The 22,490-nt window shown below is 66.3% G+C and carries 15 protein-coding genes and 2 pseudogenes; 11 read left to right on the top strand and 6 right to left on the bottom strand.

Annotation, left to right across the window (positions count from 1 at the left end):
* The first annotated feature begins 20 nt into the window (after positions 1-20).
* Positions 21-491, top strand: coding sequence for a BLUF domain-containing protein (locus tag EYR15_RS09905; protein ID WP_131003384.1), 471 nt, complete (start codon positions 21-23; stop codon positions 489-491).
* A 31-nt stretch (positions 492-522) separates the two neighbouring features.
* Here the strand turns inward: EYR15_RS09905 and uvrB are convergent, their stop codons facing one another.
* Positions 523-2,976 carry an excinuclease ABC subunit UvrB gene (gene uvrB, locus EYR15_RS09900; protein ID WP_428977143.1) on the bottom strand — a complete coding sequence of 818 codons (2,454 nt, stop codon included), beginning with the start codon at positions 2,974-2,976 and terminating at the stop codon, positions 523-525.
* 310 nt (positions 2,977-3,286) lie between these two features.
* On the opposite strand from uvrB, the pseudogene EYR15_RS17075 reads away from it, so the two are divergent.
* Positions 3,287-3,553: pseudogene (locus EYR15_RS17075) on the top strand (aquaporin); the annotation flags it as partial.
* 86 nt (positions 3,554-3,639) lie between these two features.
* On the opposite strand, the gene EYR15_RS09890 reads toward EYR15_RS17075, so the two are convergent.
* Both EYR15_RS09890 and EYR15_RS09885 read right to left on the bottom strand, forming a co-directional pair.
* Entirely contained in the window at positions 3,640-5,877 is a 2,238-nt protein-coding gene (locus EYR15_RS09890; RefSeq protein WP_131003381.1) for a hypothetical protein, read from the bottom strand.
* 658 nt (positions 5,878-6,535) lie between these two features.
* Positions 6,536-7,660 (bottom strand): calcium-binding protein, encoded by a 1,125-nt coding sequence (locus EYR15_RS09885; protein ID WP_131003380.1) that lies wholly within the window; start codon positions 7,658-7,660, stop codon positions 6,536-6,538.
* Between the two features lie 250 nt (positions 7,661-7,910).
* Here EYR15_RS09885 and EYR15_RS09880 point away from each other — a divergent pair, with 250 nt between their 5' ends.
* Both EYR15_RS09880 and msrB read left to right on the top strand, forming a co-directional pair.
* Positions 7,911-9,857 (top strand): AI-2E family transporter, encoded by a 1,947-nt coding sequence (locus tag EYR15_RS09880; protein ID WP_131003379.1) that lies wholly within the window; start codon positions 7,911-7,913, stop codon positions 9,855-9,857.
* Between the two features lie 38 nt (positions 9,858-9,895).
* Positions 9,896-10,315, top strand: a complete 420-nt coding sequence (gene msrB, locus EYR15_RS09875) for a peptide-methionine (R)-S-oxide reductase MsrB (RefSeq protein ID WP_382239266.1) — start codon at positions 9,896-9,898, stop codon at positions 10,313-10,315.
* Here msrB and EYR15_RS09870 read toward each other — a convergent pair.
* Both EYR15_RS09870 and EYR15_RS09865 read right to left on the bottom strand, forming a co-directional pair.
* A complete protein-coding gene (locus tag EYR15_RS09870; protein WP_131003378.1) occupies positions 10,312-10,593 on the bottom strand; it encodes a hypothetical protein in 282 nt (93 codons plus the stop codon). The genes msrB and EYR15_RS09870 overlap by 4 nt on opposite strands.
* Positions 10,594-10,643: 50 nt before the next feature.
* Complete coding sequence (locus tag EYR15_RS09865) at positions 10,644-11,873, bottom strand: PQQ-dependent sugar dehydrogenase (protein ID WP_131003377.1); 1,230 nt, start codon at positions 11,871-11,873, stop codon at positions 10,644-10,646.
* A gap of 139 nt (positions 11,874-12,012) precedes the next feature.
* Between EYR15_RS09865 and EYR15_RS17165 the strand changes: the two are divergent.
* Positions 12,013-12,489 (top strand): annotated as a pseudogene (locus tag EYR15_RS17165) (polysaccharide deacetylase family protein); the annotation flags it as partial.
* Between the two features lie 249 nt (positions 12,490-12,738).
* Here EYR15_RS17165 and EYR15_RS09855 read toward each other — a convergent pair.
* Positions 12,739-14,091, bottom strand: a complete 1,353-nt coding sequence (locus EYR15_RS09855; RefSeq protein ID WP_131003587.1) for an Nramp family divalent metal transporter — start codon at positions 14,089-14,091, stop codon at positions 12,739-12,741.
* Between the two features lie 285 nt (positions 14,092-14,376).
* On the opposite strand from EYR15_RS09855, the gene ppdK reads away from it, so the two are divergent.
* From ppdK to EYR15_RS09825, 6 genes are all read left to right on the top strand, one after another.
* Positions 14,377-17,076, top strand: a complete 2,700-nt coding sequence (gene ppdK / locus EYR15_RS09850; RefSeq protein WP_131003376.1) for a pyruvate, phosphate dikinase — start codon at positions 14,377-14,379, stop codon at positions 17,074-17,076.
* Between the two features lie 184 nt (positions 17,077-17,260).
* The gene (egtB, locus tag EYR15_RS09845; RefSeq protein WP_131003375.1) at positions 17,261-18,532 is read left to right on the top strand and encodes an ergothioneine biosynthesis protein EgtB; all 1,272 of its coding nucleotides are present in this window, start codon (positions 17,261-17,263) and stop codon (positions 18,530-18,532) included.
* A complete protein-coding gene (gene egtD / locus EYR15_RS09840) occupies positions 18,532-19,497 on the top strand; it encodes an L-histidine N(alpha)-methyltransferase (RefSeq protein ID WP_131003374.1) in 966 nt (321 codons plus the stop codon). The genes egtB and egtD overlap by 1 nt, the downstream gene beginning before the upstream one ends.
* Positions 19,498-19,590: 93 nt before the next feature.
* Positions 19,591-19,962 (top strand): hypothetical protein, encoded by a 372-nt coding sequence (locus EYR15_RS09835; protein WP_131003373.1) that lies wholly within the window; start codon positions 19,591-19,593, stop codon positions 19,960-19,962.
* A gap of 76 nt (positions 19,963-20,038) precedes the next feature.
* Complete coding sequence (locus tag EYR15_RS09830; RefSeq protein WP_245498240.1) at positions 20,039-20,980, top strand: ArgK/MeaB family GTPase; 942 nt, start codon at positions 20,039-20,041, stop codon at positions 20,978-20,980.
* A gap of 84 nt (positions 20,981-21,064) precedes the next feature.
* On the top strand, positions 21,065-22,453 hold the full coding sequence (locus EYR15_RS09825) for a cell wall hydrolase (protein ID WP_131003371.1): 1,389 nt from the start codon (positions 21,065-21,067) through the stop codon (positions 22,451-22,453).
* The last annotated feature ends 37 nt before the right edge of the window (positions 22,454-22,490 follow it).

The following is a 22,490-nucleotide window of genomic DNA, read 5'->3' as shown; positions in this document are numbered from 1 at the left end:
CGACGTCGTTGGACATCACAATGCCTCTGCATCGGATCGTCTTCTATTCGAGCAACGAGACGAAGCTCACGTCGTCCTCGATGCGCGATTTCGTCCGCGACGTCCTCGACAACTGCGCGCGTCTTGAAGCCATCTCGGGGCTGACCGGCGCTCTGCTGTTCAACGAGCGCTTCTTCCTTCAGGTCATGGAGGGCGACAAGGTCGCCATTTCAGAGCAGATGTGGAAGATCTCCCAGGACGAGCGCCACTCCTTGATGGTGATCCTCGCCGCCGGCGCGATTCCCCGGCGGGCCTTCCTGACATGGACGGTCGGCTACGCCGGCCGCTCGCCCGAACTCGACAAGCTCTATCTGAGCTACGGCCCCGCGCCGAAATTCGACCCCACGCGCATGACCGCCGCGAGCGCGGTCGACCTCGTCCAGGACTTCATCAAGGCCGAGCACGGCCAGATGGTGAAGCACGCCGAGCCCATGGCGCTGCACCCGGATTGAGCGGGCGCCGGCGGATCGCGCCGCCGTCGCTCTACCGCCGCTTGGGTCCGCTCCTCCGTCCGCCCGCTCGGTAGTTCGTCGTCATGTTGTCGGGCTTCGCCGGCAGCGACATCACGGGCTGTAGCGGCGTCGCGCGGTCCGTTCCCGGTCCCATGTCGTCGAGCGACGGCTTCGCCGGTCCCGCGCGGCGGGGCGGGGTGTTGGCGCTGCGGCCGTATTTGCGCTCGCCGGCGTAGCCGCCGGTCTGGCGGTCGATGTCCTGCTGGCGGGCGAGCGGGTCGTCGGAGATTGCAAGCTCGGTCGCCTGAAGACGGCGGATCTCGTCGCGCAGGCGGCCCGCGGTCTCGAACTCCAGGTCGCCCGCGGCCTTGCGCATGCGGGCCTCGAGGTCGGCGATCGTGGCCTTGAGGTTGTGCCCGATCTGCGGGACGTCCTCGGAAAAGCCCTTGTCGACGGTGACGCGGTCGCGCTCGTACATCGAGTTCATGACGTCGGAGATGTCGCGCTTGATGGTCTCAGGCGTGATGCCGTGCTCGGCATTGTAGGCGAGCTGCTTCTCGCGGCGGCGCTCGGTCTCGGCCATGGCGCGCTTCATCGAGCCGGTCTCATTGTCGGCGTAGAGGATCACCCGGCCGTCGACGTTGCGGGCGGCGCGGCCGATGGTCTGCACCAGCGAGGTTTCGGAGCGCAGGAAGCCTTCCTTGTCGGCGTCCAAAATGGCGACCAGCGCGCATTCCGGGATGTCCAGGCCCTCGCGCAAGAGGTTGATGCCGACCAGCGCGTCGAAGGCGCCGAGGCGCAGGTCGCGGATGATCTCGATGCGCTCCAGCGTGTCGATGTCGGAATGCATGTAGCGCACGCGCACGCCGTGCTCGTGGAGATACTCCGTCAGATCCTCCGCCATGCGCTTGGTCAGCACGGTGATGAGCGAGCGGAACCCCTTGGCCGCGACCTCCTTCACTTCGCCCAGGAGGTCGTCGACCTGGGAGCGGGCGGGGCGGATGTCGATCAAGGGGTCGACGAGGCCGGTCGGGCGGATGACCTGCTCGGCGAACACGCCGCCGGTCGCCTCCATCTCCCACGGACCGGGCGTCGCGGAGACGTGCACGGTCTGCGGCCGCATCGCGTCCCATTCCTCGAAGCGCATGGGCCGGTTGTCCATGCAGGACGGCAGCCGGAATCCGTATTCCGCGAGCGTCGCCTTCCGCCGGAAGTCGCCGCGATACATGCCGCCGATCTGCGGAATGGTGACGTGGCTCTCGTCGGTGAACACCAGCGCGTTGTCCGGCAGATATTCGAACAAAGTGGGCGGCGGCTCGCCCGGTTTGCGGCCGGTCAGCCAGCGCGAATAGTTCTCGATGCCGGCGCAGCTGCCGGTCGCCTCCATCATCTCGATGTCGAAGGTGGTGCGCTGCTCCAGCCGCTGGGCCTCCAGCAGCCGGCCCATCTTGGTGAGCTCCGTCAGGCGCGCTTTCAGCTCATCCTTGATGCCCTTGATCGCCTGGTTCAGCGTCGGGCGCGGGGTCACGTAATGCGAGTTGGCGTAGACCTTCACCGCCGAAAGATCCTGGATCTTCGCGCCGGTGAGCGGGTCAAACTCCTGGATGCTCTCGATCTCGTCGCCGAACAGGCCGACGCGCCAGGCGCGATCCTCGTAATGCGCGGGGAACACTTCGATGGTGTCGCCGCGCACCCGGAAGGTTCCGCGGATGAAGTTGATGTCGGCGCGCTTGTATTGCAGCGCCACGAGGTCGGCCATCAGCTGGCGCTGGCTCACCGTCTCGCCGACCTTCAGCACGAAGGTCATCGAGGTGTAGGTCTCGACCGAGCCGATGCCGTAGATGCACGACACGGAGGCGACGATGATGACGTCGTCGCGCTCCAGCAGCGAGCGCGTGGCCGAGTGGCGCATGCGGTCGATCTGCTCGTTGATCGAGCTTTCCTTCTCGATATAGGTGTCCGACCGCGGCACGTAGGCCTCGGGCTGGTAGTAGTCGTAATAGGAGACGAAGTATTCCACCGCGTTCTCGGGGAAGAACGACTTGAACTCGCCATAGAGCTGCGCCGCCAGCGTCTTGTTCGGCGCGAGGATCAGCGCCGGGCGGCCGGTCTCCTCGATGATCTTCGCCATCGTGAAGGTTTTGCCGGAGCCGGTGACGCCGAGCAGCACCTGGTCGCGCTCCTGCCGGCGGATGCCGTCGACCAGCTCGGCGATCGCGGTCGGCTGGTCGCCCTTGGGCTCGAACGGGCTCGCCAGCGTGAATTTCTGGCCGCTCTCCAGCTTCTGCGGCCGCTCCGGGCGGTGGGGCACCCACGGCTTGCCCTGCAGCTCCTTCCGCCCGTGCTGGATCAGGTCCTCGAGCGCGGCGACGGTCGCCGAGACGGAAGCCCCCGCGTCGAAATCCGCTGGCAGCAGGCCGACATCGGTCTCCGGCACGGCGCCGAAGCCGCGCGGCGCCTTTTGCGGATCGGGCGTCCCGGCGATCGGGTCGCGCTTCTTGCGCTTGGCAGGAGCCGCAGCCGCTCGCGCCTTGCGGGAGGGGGGAGAGGCCGGCGCCACGATCTCCGCCTCCGGCCCCACGCTCGCGGCCTCGGCCGTCGCGCGGTCGGCGATCTCGCGCCGCGCCTCCTCCGCCGCCTCGCCCCCGCGGCCGAGCGCGCGCAGCAGCGCCTCGTCGGGCGTGACGTCCGCGACGTCGACGGTGAACGCGGCTTGCGGGGCTTCGGCGAAGCCGGATTGGCGGGTCTGTTTCGGCATGGCCCAAGATATAGTTTGGCCGCCGGATTATGCGAGCGCCGCGATCGGCTTCGCCGGCATCCCGATCGGCCTCGCGCTGACGCTGATCCACCTGACTGCCATCCCCGGCGCCGACACCTCGGTGAACCCCGCCCGCTCGACCGGCCCGGCGCTGTTCGCGGACGCCGGCCATTTTGGCCAGCTCTGGCTTTTCTGACTCGCCCCGATCCTCAGCGCGATCATCGCGGGCGTGCTCGCGCGGTGGCTCTACGAGGAAAGCGCGATCACGGACACGACGGTGGTGGAAGAGCAACGGGTGAACTGAGGGACTGGCGGAGGCGACATGCCTAACCTCCAACTCTCTAGTTTCAGCGCTGCTCACATTCCGGAGAGGACAAACAGTGCCCTTGGCTAAACCTTCGGCTCAAATTTTATCGCGAAAGCTCTCATTCTATCCGACTTCAACGCATCAGCGTGCTCAGCCACAATTGCCGACGCGCGTGCCGGGTCTACGCTATACGCTTGTTTGATTGAATTCAGGACGCCTTCAATGGCCTTTCCATCCATCCGCGATCCAAGTCTAATCCCTAATTTTGAAGGGAATATTGTTCTTAGGCTTTGTCGAACCTGCGCGTCAGTAGGGTTGTAAGCGATGTAGTTCACCAGAAATTCCGGCCTCATCACATATCGAGCATGTCGACGTTCTGGAAAACATTTGGAGGTCGCCGCGCCGGACACGCCATCTTGCGTCAAATACCACGTTCTAAAACCAATCGGATTTACTATTTTATTTTCTTTTGTCCTCCGAGACTGATCTATCCTTAAAATCATCGAGGCATCATTCTCAGACAGCTTCTCGTGACGTCCCGGGGGGCGCATCTCGCGGATCGTCCGAGCCAGTTTTTTTACTTCAGCATCTTTCAGCCCTTGGCTTGTTGTTGACTTATCCTCGAATTCCATCCCGAAGCGGGCACATACCGTATCTTTCAAGGACTTCAGGCTGACCGGCGATACGGACCCGCTCATCTTAGATGCCGTCAAGAAATTATTTAAGTAGCCTTTCCAGCTTGCCGGTCTGCTCGCAAGGCGAAGATCAAATTTCGCATAATAATAAGCTCGTATAAGTATGCGATCAGACTGAGAGGCAAGCGGGGCGTCGACTATTGGCTCAATGTCGTAGTAATAGTTTTCGTACTCCAGATTGGCCGCGTAGATATGGGAGTGTACCTCCTCAAGCATCGCTTCCGTAAGTATCAGCCGAGACCCTGACTGCCTTAATATCTTGAATGTATTGACTGTCATTTGGTCTTCTTGCGGGAGGTAAAACTCCGAAAGGGCGCGTACAATCAAATCAGATCCAATGTAAAGTATGAAGTTTTTCGCCATTGTGTTAAAGTATTCAATGATCTGTGGCGTGTTTCGTATCGAAAAAAGCAAAATATAGGTGCGCGCAAGGCGAGAGCAATAAGTCCTCTCACTTTCATTTGAATTATAGAATACGCCTCTAAGTACGTTTTTGACAATAGTAAGAACGTCACTGCGGGGTGTCCCCTTAAAGCCCGCGTCGGATAGCTTAGTTTCGGCTATTTCTATGATAGCTGTATTTTCTAAGGCGTCGTCGGTAGGGACGTCCTCCGAGAGAAAGTGCCTTGATGCTCCAATCCCCTGCTTCTCAAACACAGCTTCAAGCGTGCTGTGTATTACGATGGCGATTGTATCAACTGTGTTGCCGCCCAGTGACGGATCAGACTCGCGAATCCTGTCGACGAAGGAGGCTGTGACAGCCAGCTTTAGGGCTTCGTCGTCGAATCGCTGATCATCTAGCACTTGTCGTGTCTCGTATGGCAGACAATATTTATTCTCGCGCTTATAAATATTGACCAGCCGCTCACCAGCTATTTTGGTGCTCATTCGGCTGAGGCGAGTGTGGACTTCTCCGCGAAAAAATTGCTTCGCAGTAGGAATGACGTTTTCGACTTTCTCAATAATTTCATTTTCTGTCATGAGTATCCCTTGGTCGGGATCTGTACTTTCGAGAGCCCATAGAATTAACGAGTCGCATACGCTTTCAAGTGTTCGAGCGGTTCCAAGACGACGCTCCATTTCTTGTCCCAGAAACGCAGATATCGCTTGGGCATTGTTCGTAAGTCCTGCACTAGGAAAGCTGGGGGCTTGTGCAGTCTCAACGAAGGCGGCGTAAGGCCGTAGGTATGCGTTAAAAGCAGCAACAACGTCAGGGCTAAAATTGGCGTTCTGCTGGAAGAAATTTCCGTCAAAAATTCGGATATCAACTTCGTATTTGTCACTCAGTGCAATCTGAGCCCTGTCAGAAAGCTTAATCGTGCGGGGAGTTGCATAGTATAGTCTATTAACACTTCGTCCTACCTGGCGAAGCCGAGTTATCGTCCGAGCGATTTTGCTGTCGTAGTCTAGTTCTCTCGTCGCCTGGAAGAATGTTGTCGGTTTCGAGGTGTCCTCTAAAATGTCAACATCGAAAAACCCGTCCGCGCCTCCGTCGTGCGTGCCGCCTAGCGGCTTAAACGAAGGGCCTAATACGGCACCAAAAACCGTCTGAGCGAATTTCTCAAACTGAGAGCCTTCGCATTTTTCTAAGGCGAGAGCGACGAGGCCGGGATGAAGCTCGGTCATAGATCACCGGTGATTCGAAATGGCGAAACCCACTAAGCGATAAGCCTAGTGCTAAAACAATCCACTAGGAAAATAATCCTTGACATCTCACCCCGTCCGTGATCCACTCCGCTGGCTTCTCCCCGTCGGAAGGCGTGTCCGGACCGGCCGGCCATGCGGGGAGAAGGCGGCGCCTGCGGCGGGGATGACCGGATGTCTCCGTCCCGGGGCGACTGCTGCGGCGTAGGCTTAGGGAGGCGTTGCTTAATCCCCCGAGCCTGTGACGAGACCGCCCCGCATTACGACGGGGGCCGCCTAGCATGGCGCGGGACCGCTCAAGGCGCGGAGGTTTTTGACGCCGGCTCCAAAGGCCGGCGGAGACGCCCCCGTCCGAAGGCTTCGATCTCCAGGGATCGCGGCCGGACAGTTTGAGCGGTTTCGGATGTCGTCCGCAGGGTTCGCAAAAATGCCGTGCGTGGAGCGCCGGGCGACCGGCAATACTTACTACCCCTGACGGTGGCCCGGCGCTCCCGCGCTTCCCTGTCTCAACGCGTCGCTGTTTGACGAGAGCGGGATGTGACGTTTTCCGGGCCGCCGGAGGATGAGGCGCGTCCGCTCCCTCGCTCCACCGTCATGCCGAAGGCGGGCAGGTGAATGGGCGCGCCGACGGCGCCCCCGGTCACACCACGATGTCGCGCGCGTGCAGGGCGTGGACGTTGAGCAGCGTCAGCGCGAAATCGTCGACGCCGTCGCCCGACAGGTCCGCGGTGACGAACAGGTTGGCGCCGCTGCGCTCCTGATGCAGCGCGGTGAGCAGGTCAGCGGGCGTCTCGGGCTGGATCGTGCGGACATACAGATTGTCGAACAGCACGGAGAAATCGAGCCGGTCGCCCTGGCGAGCATGGAAGTCGGCTATCACGTCCTGGTGGCCTACCGCGAAGATGTCGGCGCCCGCGCCGCCTCTGAGGCGGTCGACCCCTTCGCCTCCGATCAGGCGGTCGTCGCCCCGCCCGCCATACAGGCGGTCCGCCCCCGCGCCGCCGGTCAGAACGTTGTCGTGGCTGTCGCCGGCGATACGGTCGTCGAACGAGGTTCCGGTGACGTTTTCGACGCGGCTCAGCGTGTCGTGCGCCGCGGCGCCGCCGGTCGCGCCGGTCCGCAGGTTGATCGTCACCGCCGAGCGCTCATGGGCGTAGGAGATCTCGTCGATCCCCCGGCCGCCGTCGAAGACGTCGCGTCCGGCGCCGGCGATGACCAGATCGTCGCCGCCGCGGCCGAAGGTCGTGATGACATAGTTCGTGTTCTGGCTCGGTGATCCGGAGAAGCTGCCGGAGCCGTCCACGACGTCGTCGGCCGAGCCGAGATCGAGGCCCTTATACGATATCGCGTAGCTCTCCTGATAGACGACCCTGTCGTCGCCGCTGCCGGCCTTGAGGTTGCAATAGGCGGTTCCGAGCTCGATTAGATCGTCGCCGGAGCCGCCCGAGATGTCCGCCGCGCCGCCGCGCTGGATGATGTGGTCGTCGCCTGAGCCGCCATCGAGATGGCTGCGGCTGACTGTCGAGCGGCCCGCCGCGCCGTAGATCGTGTCGTCGCCGCTTCCGCCGTCGATGCCGCCGCGCTCGAACGCTCCGTAGATGATGTCATCGCCAGCGCCGCCATCGACGTGGCCGAGCAGTGCGGAGCTCTGGATGACGTCGTCGCCGCCGAGCGCGTACAGGTCGGGGAAAAGGACGCCGAGGCTGCCCGGCTTGTAGGTGTCGTCGCCTTCGGTGAGGTAGATCGCGGTTGGATCGTTGGGCATGGCTCGCTCCGGGCGCCTGGGCGTTTGTCCGCAGCATCGGGCCGCCGGACGGCAGGCGCCATTCCGCCACGAGATGTAAAGCTGGGATCCATGCGGGCGCGGCCGCTACCGCTTTCGACGCGTCACGCTTCCTTCACCAAGCCGTTGCGGCTCCGCGTCCCGAAACGGAACGGGCGTGGCATAGCGGCGTTCTGGCATACGAAGCGCGTGCGGCCGTAAGGCCTTGAAGGACCTGGGGGTCGATTTGGACATGCCGGAAGCGTCCTCTCCCGAGGTCGGAGGGCTGGACAGCCCGCTCGTGCGCGCCGCGTCCGCCGCGATCGTAGGCACGGTGGTGGTCGCGATCCTCTATGTCGGGCGCGACGTGCTGATCCCGATCGCGCTCGCTTTGTTGCTCAGCTTCGTGTTGGCCCCGCTCGTCGGCCGCGCCCGAAAGCTCCGCGTGCCGCGGACGCCGGCGGTGATCTCCGTCGTGCTGCTCGCCTTCGTGCTGCTGTTCGGGCTGTCGGCGATGATCGCCGGCCAGGTCGGCCAGCTCGCGGCTGATCTTCCCCAATACCAGTCGACGATGCGCGACAAGGCGCAGTCGCTGCGCGCGGCGACCGGCGGCAGCCGCACGCTGGAGCGCGCCGGCGACCTGCTGCAGAGCCTCGGCCAGGAGCTGAACGCGCCCACCCCTCAGGGCGAGACGATCGGGCCCGACGGCAAGCCGCTGGTCGACAACCGAAAGTCCGATCAGCCCTTGCCGGTCGAGATCCACAATCCGCCGCCGACGCCGATGCAGAACCTGCAGGCGATCTTCGAGCCGCTGATCCATCCGCTGGCGACCGCCGGCATCGTCATGGTGTTCGTGATCTTCATCCTGCTGCAGCGGGAGGATCTGCGGAACCGAGTGATGAGCCTCGCCGGCGCCCACGACATCCAGCGCACAACCGCAGCCCTCGACGACGCGGCGAAGCGGCTGAGCCGGCTGCTGCTGACGCAGGTCGCAGTCAACGCCTGCTTCGGCGTGTCGATCGCGATCGGCCTGTGGCTGATCGGCGTGCCGAGCGCGCCGCTCTGGGGGATCCTCGGCGCCGTGCTGCGCTTCGTGCCGTATATCGGCGCGGTCATCGCCGCGATCTTCCCGCTGATCCTCGCGGCGTCCGTCGATCCCGGCTGGACCATGTTCATCTGGACCGCGGCTTTGTTCGCCGTGATCGAGCCGATCGTCGGCCATGTCATCGAGCCGCTGGCCTATGGCCGCAGCACCGGTCTGTCGCCGGTCGCGGTGGTGCTCGCCGCGACCTTCTGGACCGCGCTTTGGGGCCCGATCGGCCTCGTGCTGTCGACCCCGCTCACCGTCTGCCTCGTCGTGCTCGGCCGCCACGTGCAGGCGCTGAGCTTCCTCGACACCATGTTCGGCGACAGGCCGTCGCTCACCCCGCCGGAGCTGTTCTATCAGCGCATGCTGGTCGGCGATCCCGCGGAGGCCGCCGAGAAGGCGGAGGAGTTCCTGAAGGAGCGCTCGCTCTCGACCTATTACGAGGAGGTGGCGCTACCCGGCCTGCTGCTCGCGAGCCGCGACGCCGCCCGCGGCGCGCTCGACGACCGCAGGCTCGCGACAGTGCGCGCCGCCGCCCACGAACTTGTCGACGACCTCGACGACTGGGAGGACGAGGACCCCTCGCCGCCGCCGCTCGACAAGACGACGGACTCGGAGACGATCCACGCGGTCGAGGGGACGAACGCGGAGTCCTCCACCGCGCCGCTGCCCGTCGCGCCGCCGCCGATCGTCAAGGTCCGCTGCGTCGGCGGGCGCTCTCAGCTCGACCATGCGGCGGCCGCGATCAGCCGGCAGATCCTCGTGAAGCACGGCGTCGACGCCACGCTCGAGGACGAAGACTTCCTCTCGACGTCGAGCGTGGTCGAGCTCGATCCGTCCGGCGCGCCGACGATCGTGCTGGTCGTGCTGCTCGACCCGACGGAGGCGCACCTGCGGCTCGCCGTCCGCCGCGCCAAGCGCCGCGCTCCGCAATCGGTGATCGTGCTCGGCTGCTGGTCGACCGACGAAGCGGAGACGGCGGGAGCGCGCAAAGCCGGCGCCGATGCGGTCGGGCGCAGCCTGACCGAAGTGGTCTCGCTCTGCCTGGACGTCGGCCTTCCCAAGTCGCCGGCGAAGACGAACCCCCGCCCGGAAGTCGCGGTCGCGACCTGACGAACGGTCCGCCGGCGCCTATCTAGGAGCCGAGATCGATGGAGGAGAGCCCGATGCTCGACGAGACCTACGAGGTGACCCGCACCGACGAAGAGTGGCGTGCGATGCTGACGCCCGAGCAGTACCGGGTGATGCGCGATCACGGTACCGAGCGCCCCGGCTCCTGCGCGCTGCTGCAGGAGAAACGGTCCGGCACGTTCGCCTGCGTCGGCTGCGGTCAGAAGCTGTTCAGCGCCGACACCAAGTTCGAGAGCGGCACGGGCTGGCCGAGTTATGGCGCGCCCGTGGAAGGCTCCGTCGGGATCACCGAGGACCGGACCTACGGCATGGTCCGCACCGAGGTGCACTGCGCGCGCTGCGGCAGCCACCTCGGCCACGTCTTTCCGGACGGCCCGCCGCCGACTGGCCTGCGCTACTGCATCAACGGCGTCGCGCTGGAATTTGAGCCCGAATCCTAGGCCCGCGGCACGAGAACGCCGACGAGCAGGACCACATAGCCGATGGCGAGCACCGCGAAGGCGTTCGCGGTGGTCACGACCGGCAGATCCACGCTGGCGTAGCGTTCGAGAAGCGCGGCGGCCGCGAGCACGAGCGAGACGACGAACAGCCCGATCGACGGAGCGGTGAGCCACAAGCCGCCGCCTCGTCCGAGCGTCGTCGGCGTGTCGTCATAGCTCGAGCGGCCGAGCAGGCTCGAGCGGCGGTGAAACAGGGAACCACGGCTAAACAGGCCCATGACGCTGTCCTCCGGGCGGCGGGACGCCGCTTCGATGGGAAGGAACGCGCTCAGCGCGTAAGAGTTGCCGAGCCCTCGGCGGTAGCGCTCACGCGGTAGATCGCGCCGTTGTGGTCGTCGGAGACGAGCAGCGAGCCGTCCTTCATGACGAGCACATCGACGGGGCGGCCGAGATAGTCGTTGTTCTCTACGAAGCCGGTGAGAAACGGCTCGACGGTGAGCACCTCCCGACGGTCGTTGAGATAGGCGACGGCGACGTCGGCGCCCTTCTGCGCCCGGTTCCACGGCCCGTGCCGCGCGATGAAGATCGCGTCGTGAAATTGCTGAGGAAACATCGTCCCGGTGTAGAAGCGCATCCCGAGCGGCGCGGCATGCGGACCGAGCAGCGCAGCCGGCGATACGAACTCCCGGCAGGAGCGGTTCTGGCCGACCTCCGGATCGACCATCAGCCCGGAATGGCAGTACGGGAACCCGAAATGCTGGCCGGGCTTCGTGACATGGTTCAGCTCGTCGAGCGGCATGTCGTCCGAAATCCAGTCGCGCTGGTTGTCGGTGAACCACAGGTCCCCGGTTCGCGGGTCAAAGTCGAAGCCGACCGTGTTGCGCACACCCTCGGCGACTGTGCGGACATCCTGTCCGTCCGCGGTCATCGACAGGATGCGGGCGTGGTTTTTGTCGGGCACGCAGATGTTGCAGGGCGCCCCGACCGGCGCGTAGAGCCGCCCGTCCGGCCCGAACTTCAGGAACTTCCAGCCATGCGGGCCTTCGCCCGGGAACTTGTCGTAGACGACGACGGGCTGAGGAGGATTGTCGAGCCGGTTCTCGATGTCGTCGTAGCGCAGGATCTGCTTGGGCGTCGCGACATAGAGGGCGCCGTTGCGGAACTCGAGTCCGTTCGGCATCGACAGCCCCGAGGCGATCGTCTTCACCTCGCGCCGGTCGCCGTGATCGACGATCGCGTAGACGCGGTTCGCGACGAACAGCGACGAGACGAACACCGTCCCTTTGTCGCCCAGCCGCATCATCCTTGCGTCGAGCACGTCGGACGCCCAGGTCTCGACCTTGAAACCTTGGGGAACCCTGAGCTTCGGCGTCGGTAGCGCGTCGGCGGAGGTCGCGACGGGAAAGGCCGAAGGCGGCGCGAGCGTAAAGCCGGGCGAGGGTTTCGGGCGGCCGACCGACCAGAAATCCTCCAGCTTGTCCGCGGCGAAGACCTGGCCGGCGCAAAGCAGAGCGGCCGCGGCGAGCGCCGTCGATATCAGGCTCAGAACGCCGCGCATCACGCTATGTCGTCCTCCGGTCATCAGCGGGACGCACGCTAACCCGCGCCGACCCTCCAAGCCAATCGACGGCCATGCTTTGGCCGGAATGGCCTTTTAGGCTTTTAATCCGCCACGATCCGCGGTCCGGAGTTTTCTTATGCGGCGCACCGCGCTGATATTCGTCTGGGCGGCGTTCGCTGTTTCGCCCTCGCGCGCGACCGAGTTCGAGCCGCGCCTTCACGTCGACAAGTCGCCGACCGGCGCCCGCACCGTGGCGCTGACCTTCGACGCGTGCTCCGGCGCGATCGACCGACGCGTGCTGGACGCGCTGCTCGAGACCGGGGCCAAGGCGACGGTCTTCGTCACCGGCCGATGGCTCAGGGGTAATACGGAGGCGCTGGGGCTGATGAAGGCGCGTCCCGAACAGTTCGAGATCGAGAACCATGGCGCGATGCACGTGCCGACCGACACCGACACCGCACGGATCTTCGGCGTCAAAACGGCCGGGACGATGGAGGCCGTGCGGGCCGAGATCGCCGGCGGCGCGGAGGCCGTGACGAAAGCGACGGGCGCAAAGCCGCGCTGGTTCCGCAGCGCGACCGCGCGCTACACGCGCGACGCGATGGAGGAGGCGGGCGCGCAGGGGCAGAAGATCGCAGGCTATTCCCTGAACGCCGACATGGGCGCGTCGCTGCCTGCGCCGACCGTCGAGAAGAGGGTCGCCGCGGCGAAGTCCGGCGACGTCGTCATCGCCCACATCAACCAGCCGACGCGGAGCGCGGGCGCCGGGCTGGCCGCAGGCATCCGCGCTTTAAGGGCGTCGGGCGCCCGGTTCGTGCGCCTCGACGAGGTCGAGACCCGGCCTGAGGACGGACCGCCGATCTCAACTCCCCGTCGCGAAGTCGAAGACCAGCTTCACGTTCAGCGCGACGATCACCGAGGCGACCAGCCCGGCCGCGATGGACATCCAGCGGGGAGCGACGAACTCACCCATCTTCGACCGGCTGGCGGTGAACCAGACCAACGGGATCACGGCGAAGGGAAGCTGTAGGCTCAGCACCACCTGGCTCATCACCAGCAGCTTCGCCGTGCCGCTTTCGCCGTAAAGCAGCGTGACGACGATCGCCGGCGCGATCGCGATCGCGCGAGTGATCAGGCGCCGCGCCCACGGCGCGAGGCGGATGCGGAGGAAGCCCTCCATGACGACCTGGCCGGAGAGCGTCGCGGTGACGGTCGAGTTCAGGCCGCAGCAGAGCAGCGCGAGACCGAAAGCAGAGGCGGCGATCGACCCGCCGAGCAGCGGCCCGAGCAGGGTGTGCGCCTGGCCGAGTTCGGCGACTTCGGTGCGGCCGTTCGCGTGAAACGCCGCGGCGGCCAGGATCAGGATCGAGGCGTTGACGACGAAGGCGAACACCAGCGCGATCGTGGAGTCGGTGGTGGCGTAGCGGATCGCCTCGCGCTTGCCGGCGGGGTCGCGCTTGTAGCCGCGCGTCTGCACGATGGAGGAGTGGAGATAGAGGTTGTGCGGCATGACCGTCGCGCCGACGATGCCGAGCGCGATGTAGAGCATGTCGGGATTGGTCACGAGATCGGTCGTGGGCGCGAGGCCGCGGATGATCGCGCCGAAATCGGGGTCAGCCATCGCGAGCTGAACCGCGAAACAGGCTGCGATGACGAGCAGCAGGCCGATGACAAAGGCCTCGACGAAGCGGAAGCCGACGCGCTGCAGAAGCAGGACGAGGAACACATCGAGCGCGGTGATGACGACGCCGAGCTCAAGCGGGATGTGAAACAGCAAGTTGAGCCCAATCGCGGTGCCGATCACCTCGGCGAGGTCGGTCGCGCAGATCGCGGCTTCGGCGAGCAGCCAGAGCGGGTAGGCGACGGCCTTCGGAAAAGCGTCGCGGCAGGCCTGCGCGAGGTCACGGCCCGTGGCGACGCCGAGCCTGGCGCAGAGCGCCTGCAGCAGCATCGCCATCATGCTCGACAGGGCGACGACGGCCATCAGCGCGTAGCCGAACTTCGACCCGCCGGCGAGCGAAGTCGCCCAGTTGCCGGGGTCCATATAGCCGACGGCGACGAGGTAGCCCGGTCCGACAAAGGCGAGCAAGCGTCGCAGGCCCGTCCGTCCGCCGACCGAGACCGAGCCGTTGACCTCGGCGAGCGAGGCTCCGCCGGGCAGGCCGCGCCACCCCACGAGGGGGCTTGTCGATGCGCCCTGCGCGATGTCGCTCATGTCCTTGATCCCGCCGTCCATTGCCCGCCTTCGCTCAATGCTTCTGATAATCGTTCGCAACATGAGAATTTGCAAGTCGCTCGCAAAAGCATTTTGCGTTGCAGCACGCCTTTCAGTTGGCGGATGGGCGAGCGGCTAAGGATGCCGCGCTCGGACGAGACGAGACTGCCCCTCACGCATGCCCGAATTGCGCTTGTCAGGAAGGCCCGAGTGCGCCACCTGATCACCGCTCTTCGCCGCTTTCGCATTTGCGAAAGGCGCTAACCGGGTCCGGGAGACGACGCGATGACCAAGTGGGTTCTGACGTTCGGCGATGGCCGCGCCGAGGGCCGCGCCGAGATGCGCGACCTGCTCGGCGGCAAGGGCGCCAATCTCGCGGAGATGGCGAATATCGGTCTGCCCGTCCCGCCCGGCTTCACCATCACCACCGAGGTCTGCACCCATTTCTACGCCAATGGCCGCGCCTATCCGCAGGAGCTGAAGGCTCAGGTCGACACGGGCCTCGCCCATATCGAGCAGATCACCAGCCGCAAATTTGGCGACGAGGCGAACCCGCTGCTGGTCTCCGTCCGCTCCGGCTCGCGGGCGTCGATGCCGGGCATGATGGACACGATCCTTAATCTCGGCCTCAACGACCGAACGGTCGAAGGGCTCGCGACGGACGCCGACGACCGGCGTTTCGCCTATGACAGCTACCGCCGCTTCATCCAGATGTACTCCAACGTCGTGCTCGGGATCGGCCACGATGCGTTCGAGGATATTCTGGAGACGGCCAAGGAGAAGAAGGGGATCGTCGAGGACGTCGAACTCGACGCCGAGGACTGGATCAAGATCGTCGCGGCCTACAAGGCGAAGGTTCTGGCCGAGACCGGCGCGGCCTTCCCGCAGGAGCCGGCCGACCAGCTCTGGGGCGCGATCGGCGCCGTCTTCCAGTCCTGGATGAACCCGCGCGCGATCACCTATCGCCGGCTGAACTCGATCCCCGAGAGCTGGGGCACCGCGGTCAACGTGCAGGCCATGGTGTTCGGCAATATGGGCGAGACGTCCGCCACCGGCGTCGCCTTCACCCGCGATCCGTCGACCGGCGAGAAGAGCCTCTACGGCGAATTCCTGGTGAACGCGCAGGGCGAGGACGTCGTCGCCGGCATCCGCACCCCGCAGCCGATCACCGAGGCCGCGCGGGCCGCGGGCGGCGTCAAGGCGCCGTCGCTCGAAGCCAGGATGCCCGACGTGTTCAAGGAGTTTGTCGGCGTCGCGACCAAGCTCGAGATGCACTACCGCGACATGCAGGACCTCGAGTTCACCGTCGAGCGCGGCAAGCTGTGGATGCTGCAGGCCCGCAACGGCAAGCGCACGGCGAAGGCGGCGCTGAAGGTCGCGGTCGACCTCGTCAACGAAGGCGTGCTGTCGAAGGAGGAGGCGGTCGCGCGCATCGACCCGTCCTCGCTCGACCAGCTGCTGCATCCGACCATCGACCCCAAGGCCGAGCGCAAGATCATCGCCTCCGGCCTGCCGGCGTCGCCCGGCGCCGCGCAGGGTGAGATCGTGTTCTCTTCCGAGGCCGCCGAGGAGGCGACGCAGGGCGAGAAGACCGCGAGAAAGGTCATTCTGGTGCGCGTCGAGACCTCGCCGGAAGACATCCACGGCATGCATGTCGCGGCCGGCATCCTGACGACGCGCGGCGGCATGACGAGCCACGCGGCGGTGGTCGCGAGAGGAATGGGCAAGCCCTGCGTCTCGGGCGCAGGCTCGCTCCGCATCGACGAAAAGGCCGGAACGCTCACGATCGGCGGCAAGGTCTTCAAGGCCGGCGACATCATCACCATCGACGGCTCGACCGGGCAGATCATCGACGGCGCTGTCGCGATGATCGAGCCGGAGCTCTCCGGCGATTTCGGCGTGCTGATGGGCTGGGCCGACCAGATCCGCCGCATGAAGATCCGCGCCAACGCCGAGACCCCGGAGGACGCCCGCGCCGCCCGAGGCTTCGGCGCCGAGGGCATCGGCCTGTCGCGCACCGAGCACATGTTCTTCGACGAACGCCGGATCGTCGCCGTGCGCGAGATGATCCTCGCCGACGACGAGGCCGGCCGCAAAAAGGCGCTCGCCAAGCTGCTGCCCTATCAGCGCTCGGACTTCCGCGAGCTGTTCGAGATCATGAAGGGCCTGCCCGTCACGATCCGCCTGCTCGACCCGCCGTTGCACGAGTTCCTGCCGCATGGGGACGAGGCGGTCGCCGAGGTCGCCAAGGAGATGGGGATCGAGCCCGAGAAGCTGCAGGCGCGCGCCGACGCGCTGCACGAATTCAACCCGATGCTAGGCTTCCGCGGCTGCCGTCTGGCGATCGCCTTCCCGGAGATCGCCGAGATGCAGGCCCGCGCGATCTTCGAGGCGGCTGTCGAGGCCGCGAAGGAGACCGGCGCGCCGGTGACCTGCGAGGTCATGGTGCCGCTCGTCATCGGCCGGAAGGACTTCGACTTCGTGAAGGCGCGCATCGACGCCGTCGCAAAGGAGGTGGAGAGCGAGACCGGCGAAAAGCTGATCTACCAGGTCGGCACCATGATCGAGCTGCCGCGCGCCGCCTTGATGGCCGGCGAGATCGCGGAGACGGCGGAGTTCTTCTCCTTCGGCACCAACGACCTGACGCAGACGGCGCTCGGCATCAGCCGCGACGACGCCGCGCCCTTCCTTGGCCCCTATGTCGCGAAGGGGCTGCTCGACACCGATCCGTTCGTCACGATCGACCGCGAAGGCGTCGGCGAGCTCGTCGAGATCGGCTGCGAGCGCGGCCGCAAGGTGCGGCCGAACATCAAGCTCGGCATCTGTGGCGAGCATGGCGGCGATCCGGCCTCGATCGACTTCTGCGAGGAGGTCGGGCTCGACTACGTCTCCTGCTCGCCCTTCCGCGTCCCGATCGCCCGCCTCGCCGCAGCGCAGGCGGCGCTGAAGCGCAAGAAGGCCGAGAAGGCCGCCGACGCGGCCTAACGGCGCGAGCCGGAGGCTGCGGCGGCCTCTGTTTGCGCGGCCGCAATCGCTCGCTGCGGCCGCCCGCGGCGGCAAAATGCGCGTTCTGCGAAGGGGTCGTTGCGATCCGTTGCGCGGGCCATACGTAACGTCACGAGCCGGGTGTGCGAACCCTTCTGACGAAAGCCCGCCGCAGGAGTCTAGAATGACAGCATCCCCGGCCCGCCACGCCAGAGCGGCGTCCGAGCTGACCGCGCGCTACCGCGCCGTCCGCGCCCACAGCGCAAAGCTCGCGGGTCCGCTCTCCGACGCGGACGCCACCGTGCAGTCGATGCCGGACGCGAGCCCGGCCAAGTGGCACCTCGCGCACACCACCTGGTTCTTCGAGACCATGGTGCTGAAGCCGAACGTCTCCGGCTACCGGGTGTTCGACGACCGCTTTAACTACCTCTTCAATTCCTATTACGAGACGATCGGCGCCCGGCACCCGCGGCCGAAGCGGGGCATGATCACCCGGCCGGCTCTCGACGAGATCATGGCGTTCCGCGCGCATGTCGATGCGGCGATGGAGCAACTGATCGCGTCTGATCCCGAGCGGTCGGTCGCCGAGTTGATCGAGCTCGGCTGCCATCACGAGCAGCAGCATCAGGAGCTGCTGCTCACCGACATCCTGCATCTCTTTTCGCAGAGCCCGATCAAGCCCGCCTACCGCGATCCCGAGCCGCTCGCCATCGCGGAAGATCCGGGCGAGGCGGGTTACGTCGCCTTCGAAGGCGGAATCGTCGAGATCGGCCATGACGGCGAAGGCTTCGCGTTCGATTGCGAAGGTCCCCGCCACAAGGCGCTCGTCCACCCGTTCCGTCTCGCCGACCGTCTGGTCACCAATCGCGAATGGATCGCCTTCATGGAGGCCGGCGGCTACCGCGATCCGCTGCTCTGGCTTGCAGAAGGCTGGGGCCAGATCCTGGCGGAGCGTTGGGAAGCGCCGCTTTACTGGGAGAACCGTGACGGCGCGTGGTGGACGATGACGCTGCGCGGCATGCAGCCGGTCGACCTCAACGCGCCTGTCACGCAGGTCTCCTATTTCGAGGCTGACGCCTATGCGACATGGGCCGGCAAGCGCCTACCGACCGAATCCGAGTGGGAGCTCGCCTCAGCCGGGCTGCCGCAGACCGGCACCTTCGCCGACGGAGGTCGCCTGAGGCCTAAGCCGGCGACGCTGGGCGAGAAGGGCCTTCGCCAGATGTTCGGCGACGTCTGGGAATGGACCCGCAGCCCGTTCACGCCATACCCAGGCTTCAAGGCCGCGGAGGGCGCTGTCGGCGAGTACAACGGCAAGTTCATGTGCGGCCAGTTCGTGCTGCGCGGCGGTTCCTGCGCAACGCCGGACGAGCATATCCGCGCGACCTACCGCAATTTCTTCCCGCCTCACACGCGTTGGCAGTTCTCCGGCCTTCGGCTCGCCGAGGACGCCTGATGCTTGAAAAGACTGATTTCAGAACCGCCCAGCGCGAGGCCTTCGAGGCCGACATAATCGAGGGTCTGAGCCGGACGCCGCAGAAGACGCTGCCCTGCCGCTGGCTCTATGACGACCGGGGCTCGGAGCTGTTCGAGCAGATTACCGCGCTGCCCGAATATTACCCGACCCGCACGGAGACCGCGATTCTCCGGGAGCAGGCGGGCGAGATCGCCGCTTTTTGCGGTCCGCGAACCGTGCTCGTCGAATACGGCGCCGGCGCGGGCGTGAAGACGGAGATCCTGCTGGGCGCGCTCGAAAACCCTGCGCTATACCTACCGATCGACATCGCCGGCGATTTCCTCGCGACGTCCGCCGCGCGGATCGAACGTCGGTTTCCCTATATCGAGATCCGCCCGGTCGTCGCCGACTTCACGGACGAGTTCGACCTGCCGGACGATCTGCCGAAACTCACGCCGCGGGTCGCGTTCTTCCCGGGCTCTACCATCGGCAACCTCGATCGGGACGAGGCGGTCGCCTTCCTGCGCCGCGTCCGCGCCCAAGTCGGCGAAGCCGGCAAGGCGGTGATCGGGGTCGATCTGAAGAAAGATCTCGCTCGGCTGCTTCCGGCCTATGACGACGCGGCGGGCGTCACCGCGGCGTTCAACCTCAACCTGCTGACTCGCATCAACGCCGAACTGGGTGGCGACTTCGCCGAAGACGGCTTCGCCCATGAAGCGCGGTGGAGCGAGGCGACCTCGGCGGTCGAGATGCACATGGTCTCCCTGCGCGCGCAGAAGGCGGAAGTCGCCGGCCGCAGCTTCTCCTTTGCTGAGGGAGAGACCATCCATACCGAAAGCTCGCGGAAGTATTCGACGTCGAGCTTCGCGGAGCTCGCCGAAGAAGCGGGCTGGAGCGTCGCCCATGTCTGGAGCGATCCGGACGGGCTGTTCGCCGTATTCGGTCTCGCCGGAACGTCTGATTGACGCCGGAGCGGGGATGGCGGACATCCCCGGCGCGATCTAAGAAAACGATAAGCGCCGGCGGCCAAGTCCGGCGCGACCGGGAGACCTTCAGCGATGCGTAGTTTCGTCCTCGCAGCCCTCGCCAGCGGCCTGTTCGCCGGCGCCGCCTTCGCGCAAGGCGCGACGCCCGAGCAGGGCGGCCAGTCGGCCGACCAGCAGTACCTCGCGGCCTGCACGCCGAAGACCAATCCCGAGCTCTGCCAGTGCCTTGTGACCACCGCGGGCGAAAGCATCCCGAACGAGGACGAGCGCAAGATCTTCTACGCCTACTCGACCGGCGACGTGGAGTATGCCCGGGGCCAGCGGGCGCTGTTCGAGCCCGAGCGTAACGTGCGTTTCAACTCAGTGCTCCAGCGCGCCGAGCGCGCGGTGCACGAGCGCTGCGACCGCTTCCGTCCGCAGACGCCTGCCGCCGCTCCGAAATAACTGACGAAAGCGCCGTCGCGCTTGAACGGCGGACATGCGAGGAAGCCTCTTTCCGCACCCGTCCGGATTCGAGCCTTTGAGCGATTTTCCCGATCTTGACGCGCTGCGCGGCGGCGGCAAGCCTGCGCTTGCCCGTGCTCTGGCGCGGCTCGAACGGGGCGCCGGCTCACTCGAGGCCGCGGGCCTGCTCGACGAAGCCGAAGCCGCGCCGCGCGGCGAGGTCCTCGGACTCACGGGCCCGCCCGGCGTCGGCAAGTCGACGCTGACCGGCGGTCTGGTGAAGGCATTCCGCGGGCGGGGCCAGACCGTCGGCGTGGTCGCGGTCGACCCGTCCTCAATGCGCTCGGGCGGCGCGCTGCTCGGCGACCGCGCGCGGATCGCGACCGAGCCCGGCGATACCGGCGTCTTCATCCGCTCCTACGCCGCCCGCGACAGGCTCGGCGGCCTCTCCGACCTCGCCTTCGGCGCGACCATCCTGATGCGCGCGCTGTTCGACCGCGTGATCGTCGAGACCGTCGGCGTCGGCCAGTCGGAGGCGGATGTCGCGATCGTCGGCGATACGGTGCTGCTCGCCGTCCAGCCGGCGTCAGGCGACGCGCTGCAGTTCATCAAGGCCGGCGTGATGGAGCTGCCGGACGTCGTCGTCGTCACCAAGTCCGATCTGGGCGCGCCCGCCCGCCGCGCCCGCGACGACCTCGAGAGCGCGCTGACCCTGACCGCGGGCGTCGAGGCGCATTGGTCCGTCCCCGTCGCGCTGGTCTCGTCCGAGACCGGCGACGGGCTCGACGCGCTGCTCGGCCATCTCTCCGCCCATTCGGCCTTTCTCGCGACCGATGGCCGCCTCGCGCGCCGTCGCCGTGACCAGAGCGAGGCGCGGTTGAAGGCGACGCTGAAAGGCCGGTTCGGCACGGAGGGCGCGAAGATCGCGGCGACGCTGCTCGGGAAGTTCGAGGGCGGTCCTTTCGCTCGTGAGACAGCCGCGGCCAACGCGCTCAAGGCTCGCCTCGTCGGCCAGTGATCGCGCGTTAACCCCGCGTCAAGGTTAAGAACCGACAACTAATAGGAGTTCGGTAGGCGTCAGTCGGCGTAAGGGTTCAGTGGCGTGGCGAAGCGGGGGAGATCGATCGTTCGGCGTCGGCCGACCCTGCTTCTCGTCGCTCTCGCCGCGATGGCGCCGTTCTCCACGACCTCGATCGCCCGGCAGGACGCGGCGAGCCTGTTGACCCGATCCGGGGACGCTACGGCCCCGACGCGCGGCCATTATCTCGCGACCGTCGCTCAGCCGCTTCAGCTCGCCTCGCTTGAGGCGGCCGACCTCTATGGCTCCGGCCGTGGGCCGATGCTGACGCCGAACCCGCTCGCAGGCTCCGAGGCGCTGGTCGTGCTCGATCTGCCGGAGCCCGCCGCCGAGAGCGACGCCAAATCCGATCAGCCCGCGCCCTTCGTCGACCGGACCCTCAAGGGGGACCGGCACGCCGTCGCGCCGCCGCCGCCGCGTCGGCCCGCGGAGCCGCGGCGACCGACAGGCGACCCGGTCGCTGCGATCCCGTCGATCGCGCTCGTGCTCAAGCGCGATCTCACCGGTTTGAACGCGCTGCCCGCAATCGGCATGGCGATCGCGGAGACGCGCGCCGGCGCCAGGCTGGGCGAAGCGCGTGCGCGCCCGGTCGCGGCGTCTCCCGCGGCCCAGCCGATGGCCGGGCTCACCACACCGAAGCGGCCGTCAGGCGATGACGAGGAGCAGCAGGCGTCCGCCGGTTCGACGGCCGTCCCCATGATTCCCCGGGAGGCCGGGCCGAACCATGACGGTTCGACGCCAGGCGTCGCCACGCTTTCAGGCGGGTTGATGCCGCGCACCACCACGCCTGCGGCCGAAACGCCGGTCGCCGTGGCGGCGCTGCCCGTCACGACGCCCGGCCGCGCGATCGCGGACCTGCGGCGCGGCTCGCGCGCCGCCTTCACCCCGTCGAGCCGCGCGGCTGCGGAGGGCGAGACGGTCGCCTCGCGCGGCTTCGACGGCGAAGGCGGCGTCGAGACCCGGCTTACGCATCGCGTCTATATCCCCGAGGCGCAGCTTGCGAAGGCCGAGCAGTGCCTTGCGGAGGCGGTTTATTTCGAAGCGCGCGGCGAGCCCGTGAAGGGGCAATACGCGGTCGCCCAGGTCGTGATGAACCGCGTGCGCTCAGGCTACTACCCGGCCGACGTCTGCGGCGTCGTCTACCAGAATGCGCACCGGCGCAACGCCTGCCAGTTCTCCTTCGCCTGCGACCGCATTCCGGACCGGGTAAACAACGCCTATGCCTGGAGGATCGCGACCCGCATCGCCCGCGACGTGGCGCAGAACGGCGCCTGGCTGCCGGAAGTCGGCGACAGCACGCATTATCACGCGACCTATGTGCGGCCGAACTGGATCCGCGACATGGTCAAGGAAGACAAGATCGGCCGCCACATCTTCTACCGCGTCCGGTGGCGCGCCCCGCTCGACGCGTGAGCGTTGGCGCCGGCTTGAGCTCACCGACCGAACCGAT

This window comes from Hansschlegelia quercus (assembly GCF_004310425.1).
Classification (GTDB): Bacteria; Pseudomonadota; Alphaproteobacteria; order Rhizobiales; family Methylopilaceae; genus Methylopila; species Methylopila quercus.
This window is presented reverse-complemented; position numbering and strand designations above follow the sequence as displayed.

Bases quoted from the DNA above. Each gene is read 5' to 3' on its own strand.
- EYR15_RS09905 (WP_131003384.1), top strand. From the start codon at position 21: ATGCCTCTGCATCGGATCGTCTTCTATTCGAGCAACGAGACGAAGCTC.
- EYR15_RS09890 (WP_131003381.1), bottom strand. From the start codon at position 5,877: ATGACCGAGCTTCATCCCGGCCTCGTCGCTCTCGCCTTAGAAAAATGC.
- EYR15_RS09885 (WP_131003380.1), bottom strand. From the start codon at position 7,660: ATGCCCAACGATCCAACCGCGATCTACCTCACCGAAGGCGACGACACC.
- EYR15_RS09880 (WP_131003379.1), top strand. From the start codon at position 7,911: ATGCCGGAAGCGTCCTCTCCCGAGGTCGGAGGGCTGGACAGCCCGCTC.
- msrB (WP_382239266.1), top strand. From the start codon at position 9,896: ATGGAGGAGAGCCCGATGCTCGACGAGACCTACGAGGTGACCCGCACC.
- EYR15_RS09870 (WP_131003378.1), bottom strand. From the start codon at position 10,593: ATGGGCCTGTTTAGCCGTGGTTCCCTGTTTCACCGCCGCTCGAGCCTG.
- EYR15_RS09865 (WP_131003377.1), bottom strand. From the start codon at position 11,873: ATGCGCGGCGTTCTGAGCCTGATATCGACGGCGCTCGCCGCGGCCGCT.
- EYR15_RS09855 (WP_131003587.1), bottom strand. From the start codon at position 14,091: ATGAGCGACATCGCGCAGGGCGCATCGACAAGCCCCCTCGTGGGGTGG.
- ppdK (WP_131003376.1), top strand. From the start codon at position 14,377: ATGACCAAGTGGGTTCTGACGTTCGGCGATGGCCGCGCCGAGGGCCGC.
- egtB (WP_131003375.1), top strand. From the start codon at position 17,261: ATGACAGCATCCCCGGCCCGCCACGCCAGAGCGGCGTCCGAGCTGACC.
- egtD (WP_131003374.1), top strand. From the start codon at position 18,532: ATGCTTGAAAAGACTGATTTCAGAACCGCCCAGCGCGAGGCCTTCGAG.
- EYR15_RS09835 (WP_131003373.1), top strand. From the start codon at position 19,591: ATGCGTAGTTTCGTCCTCGCAGCCCTCGCCAGCGGCCTGTTCGCCGGC.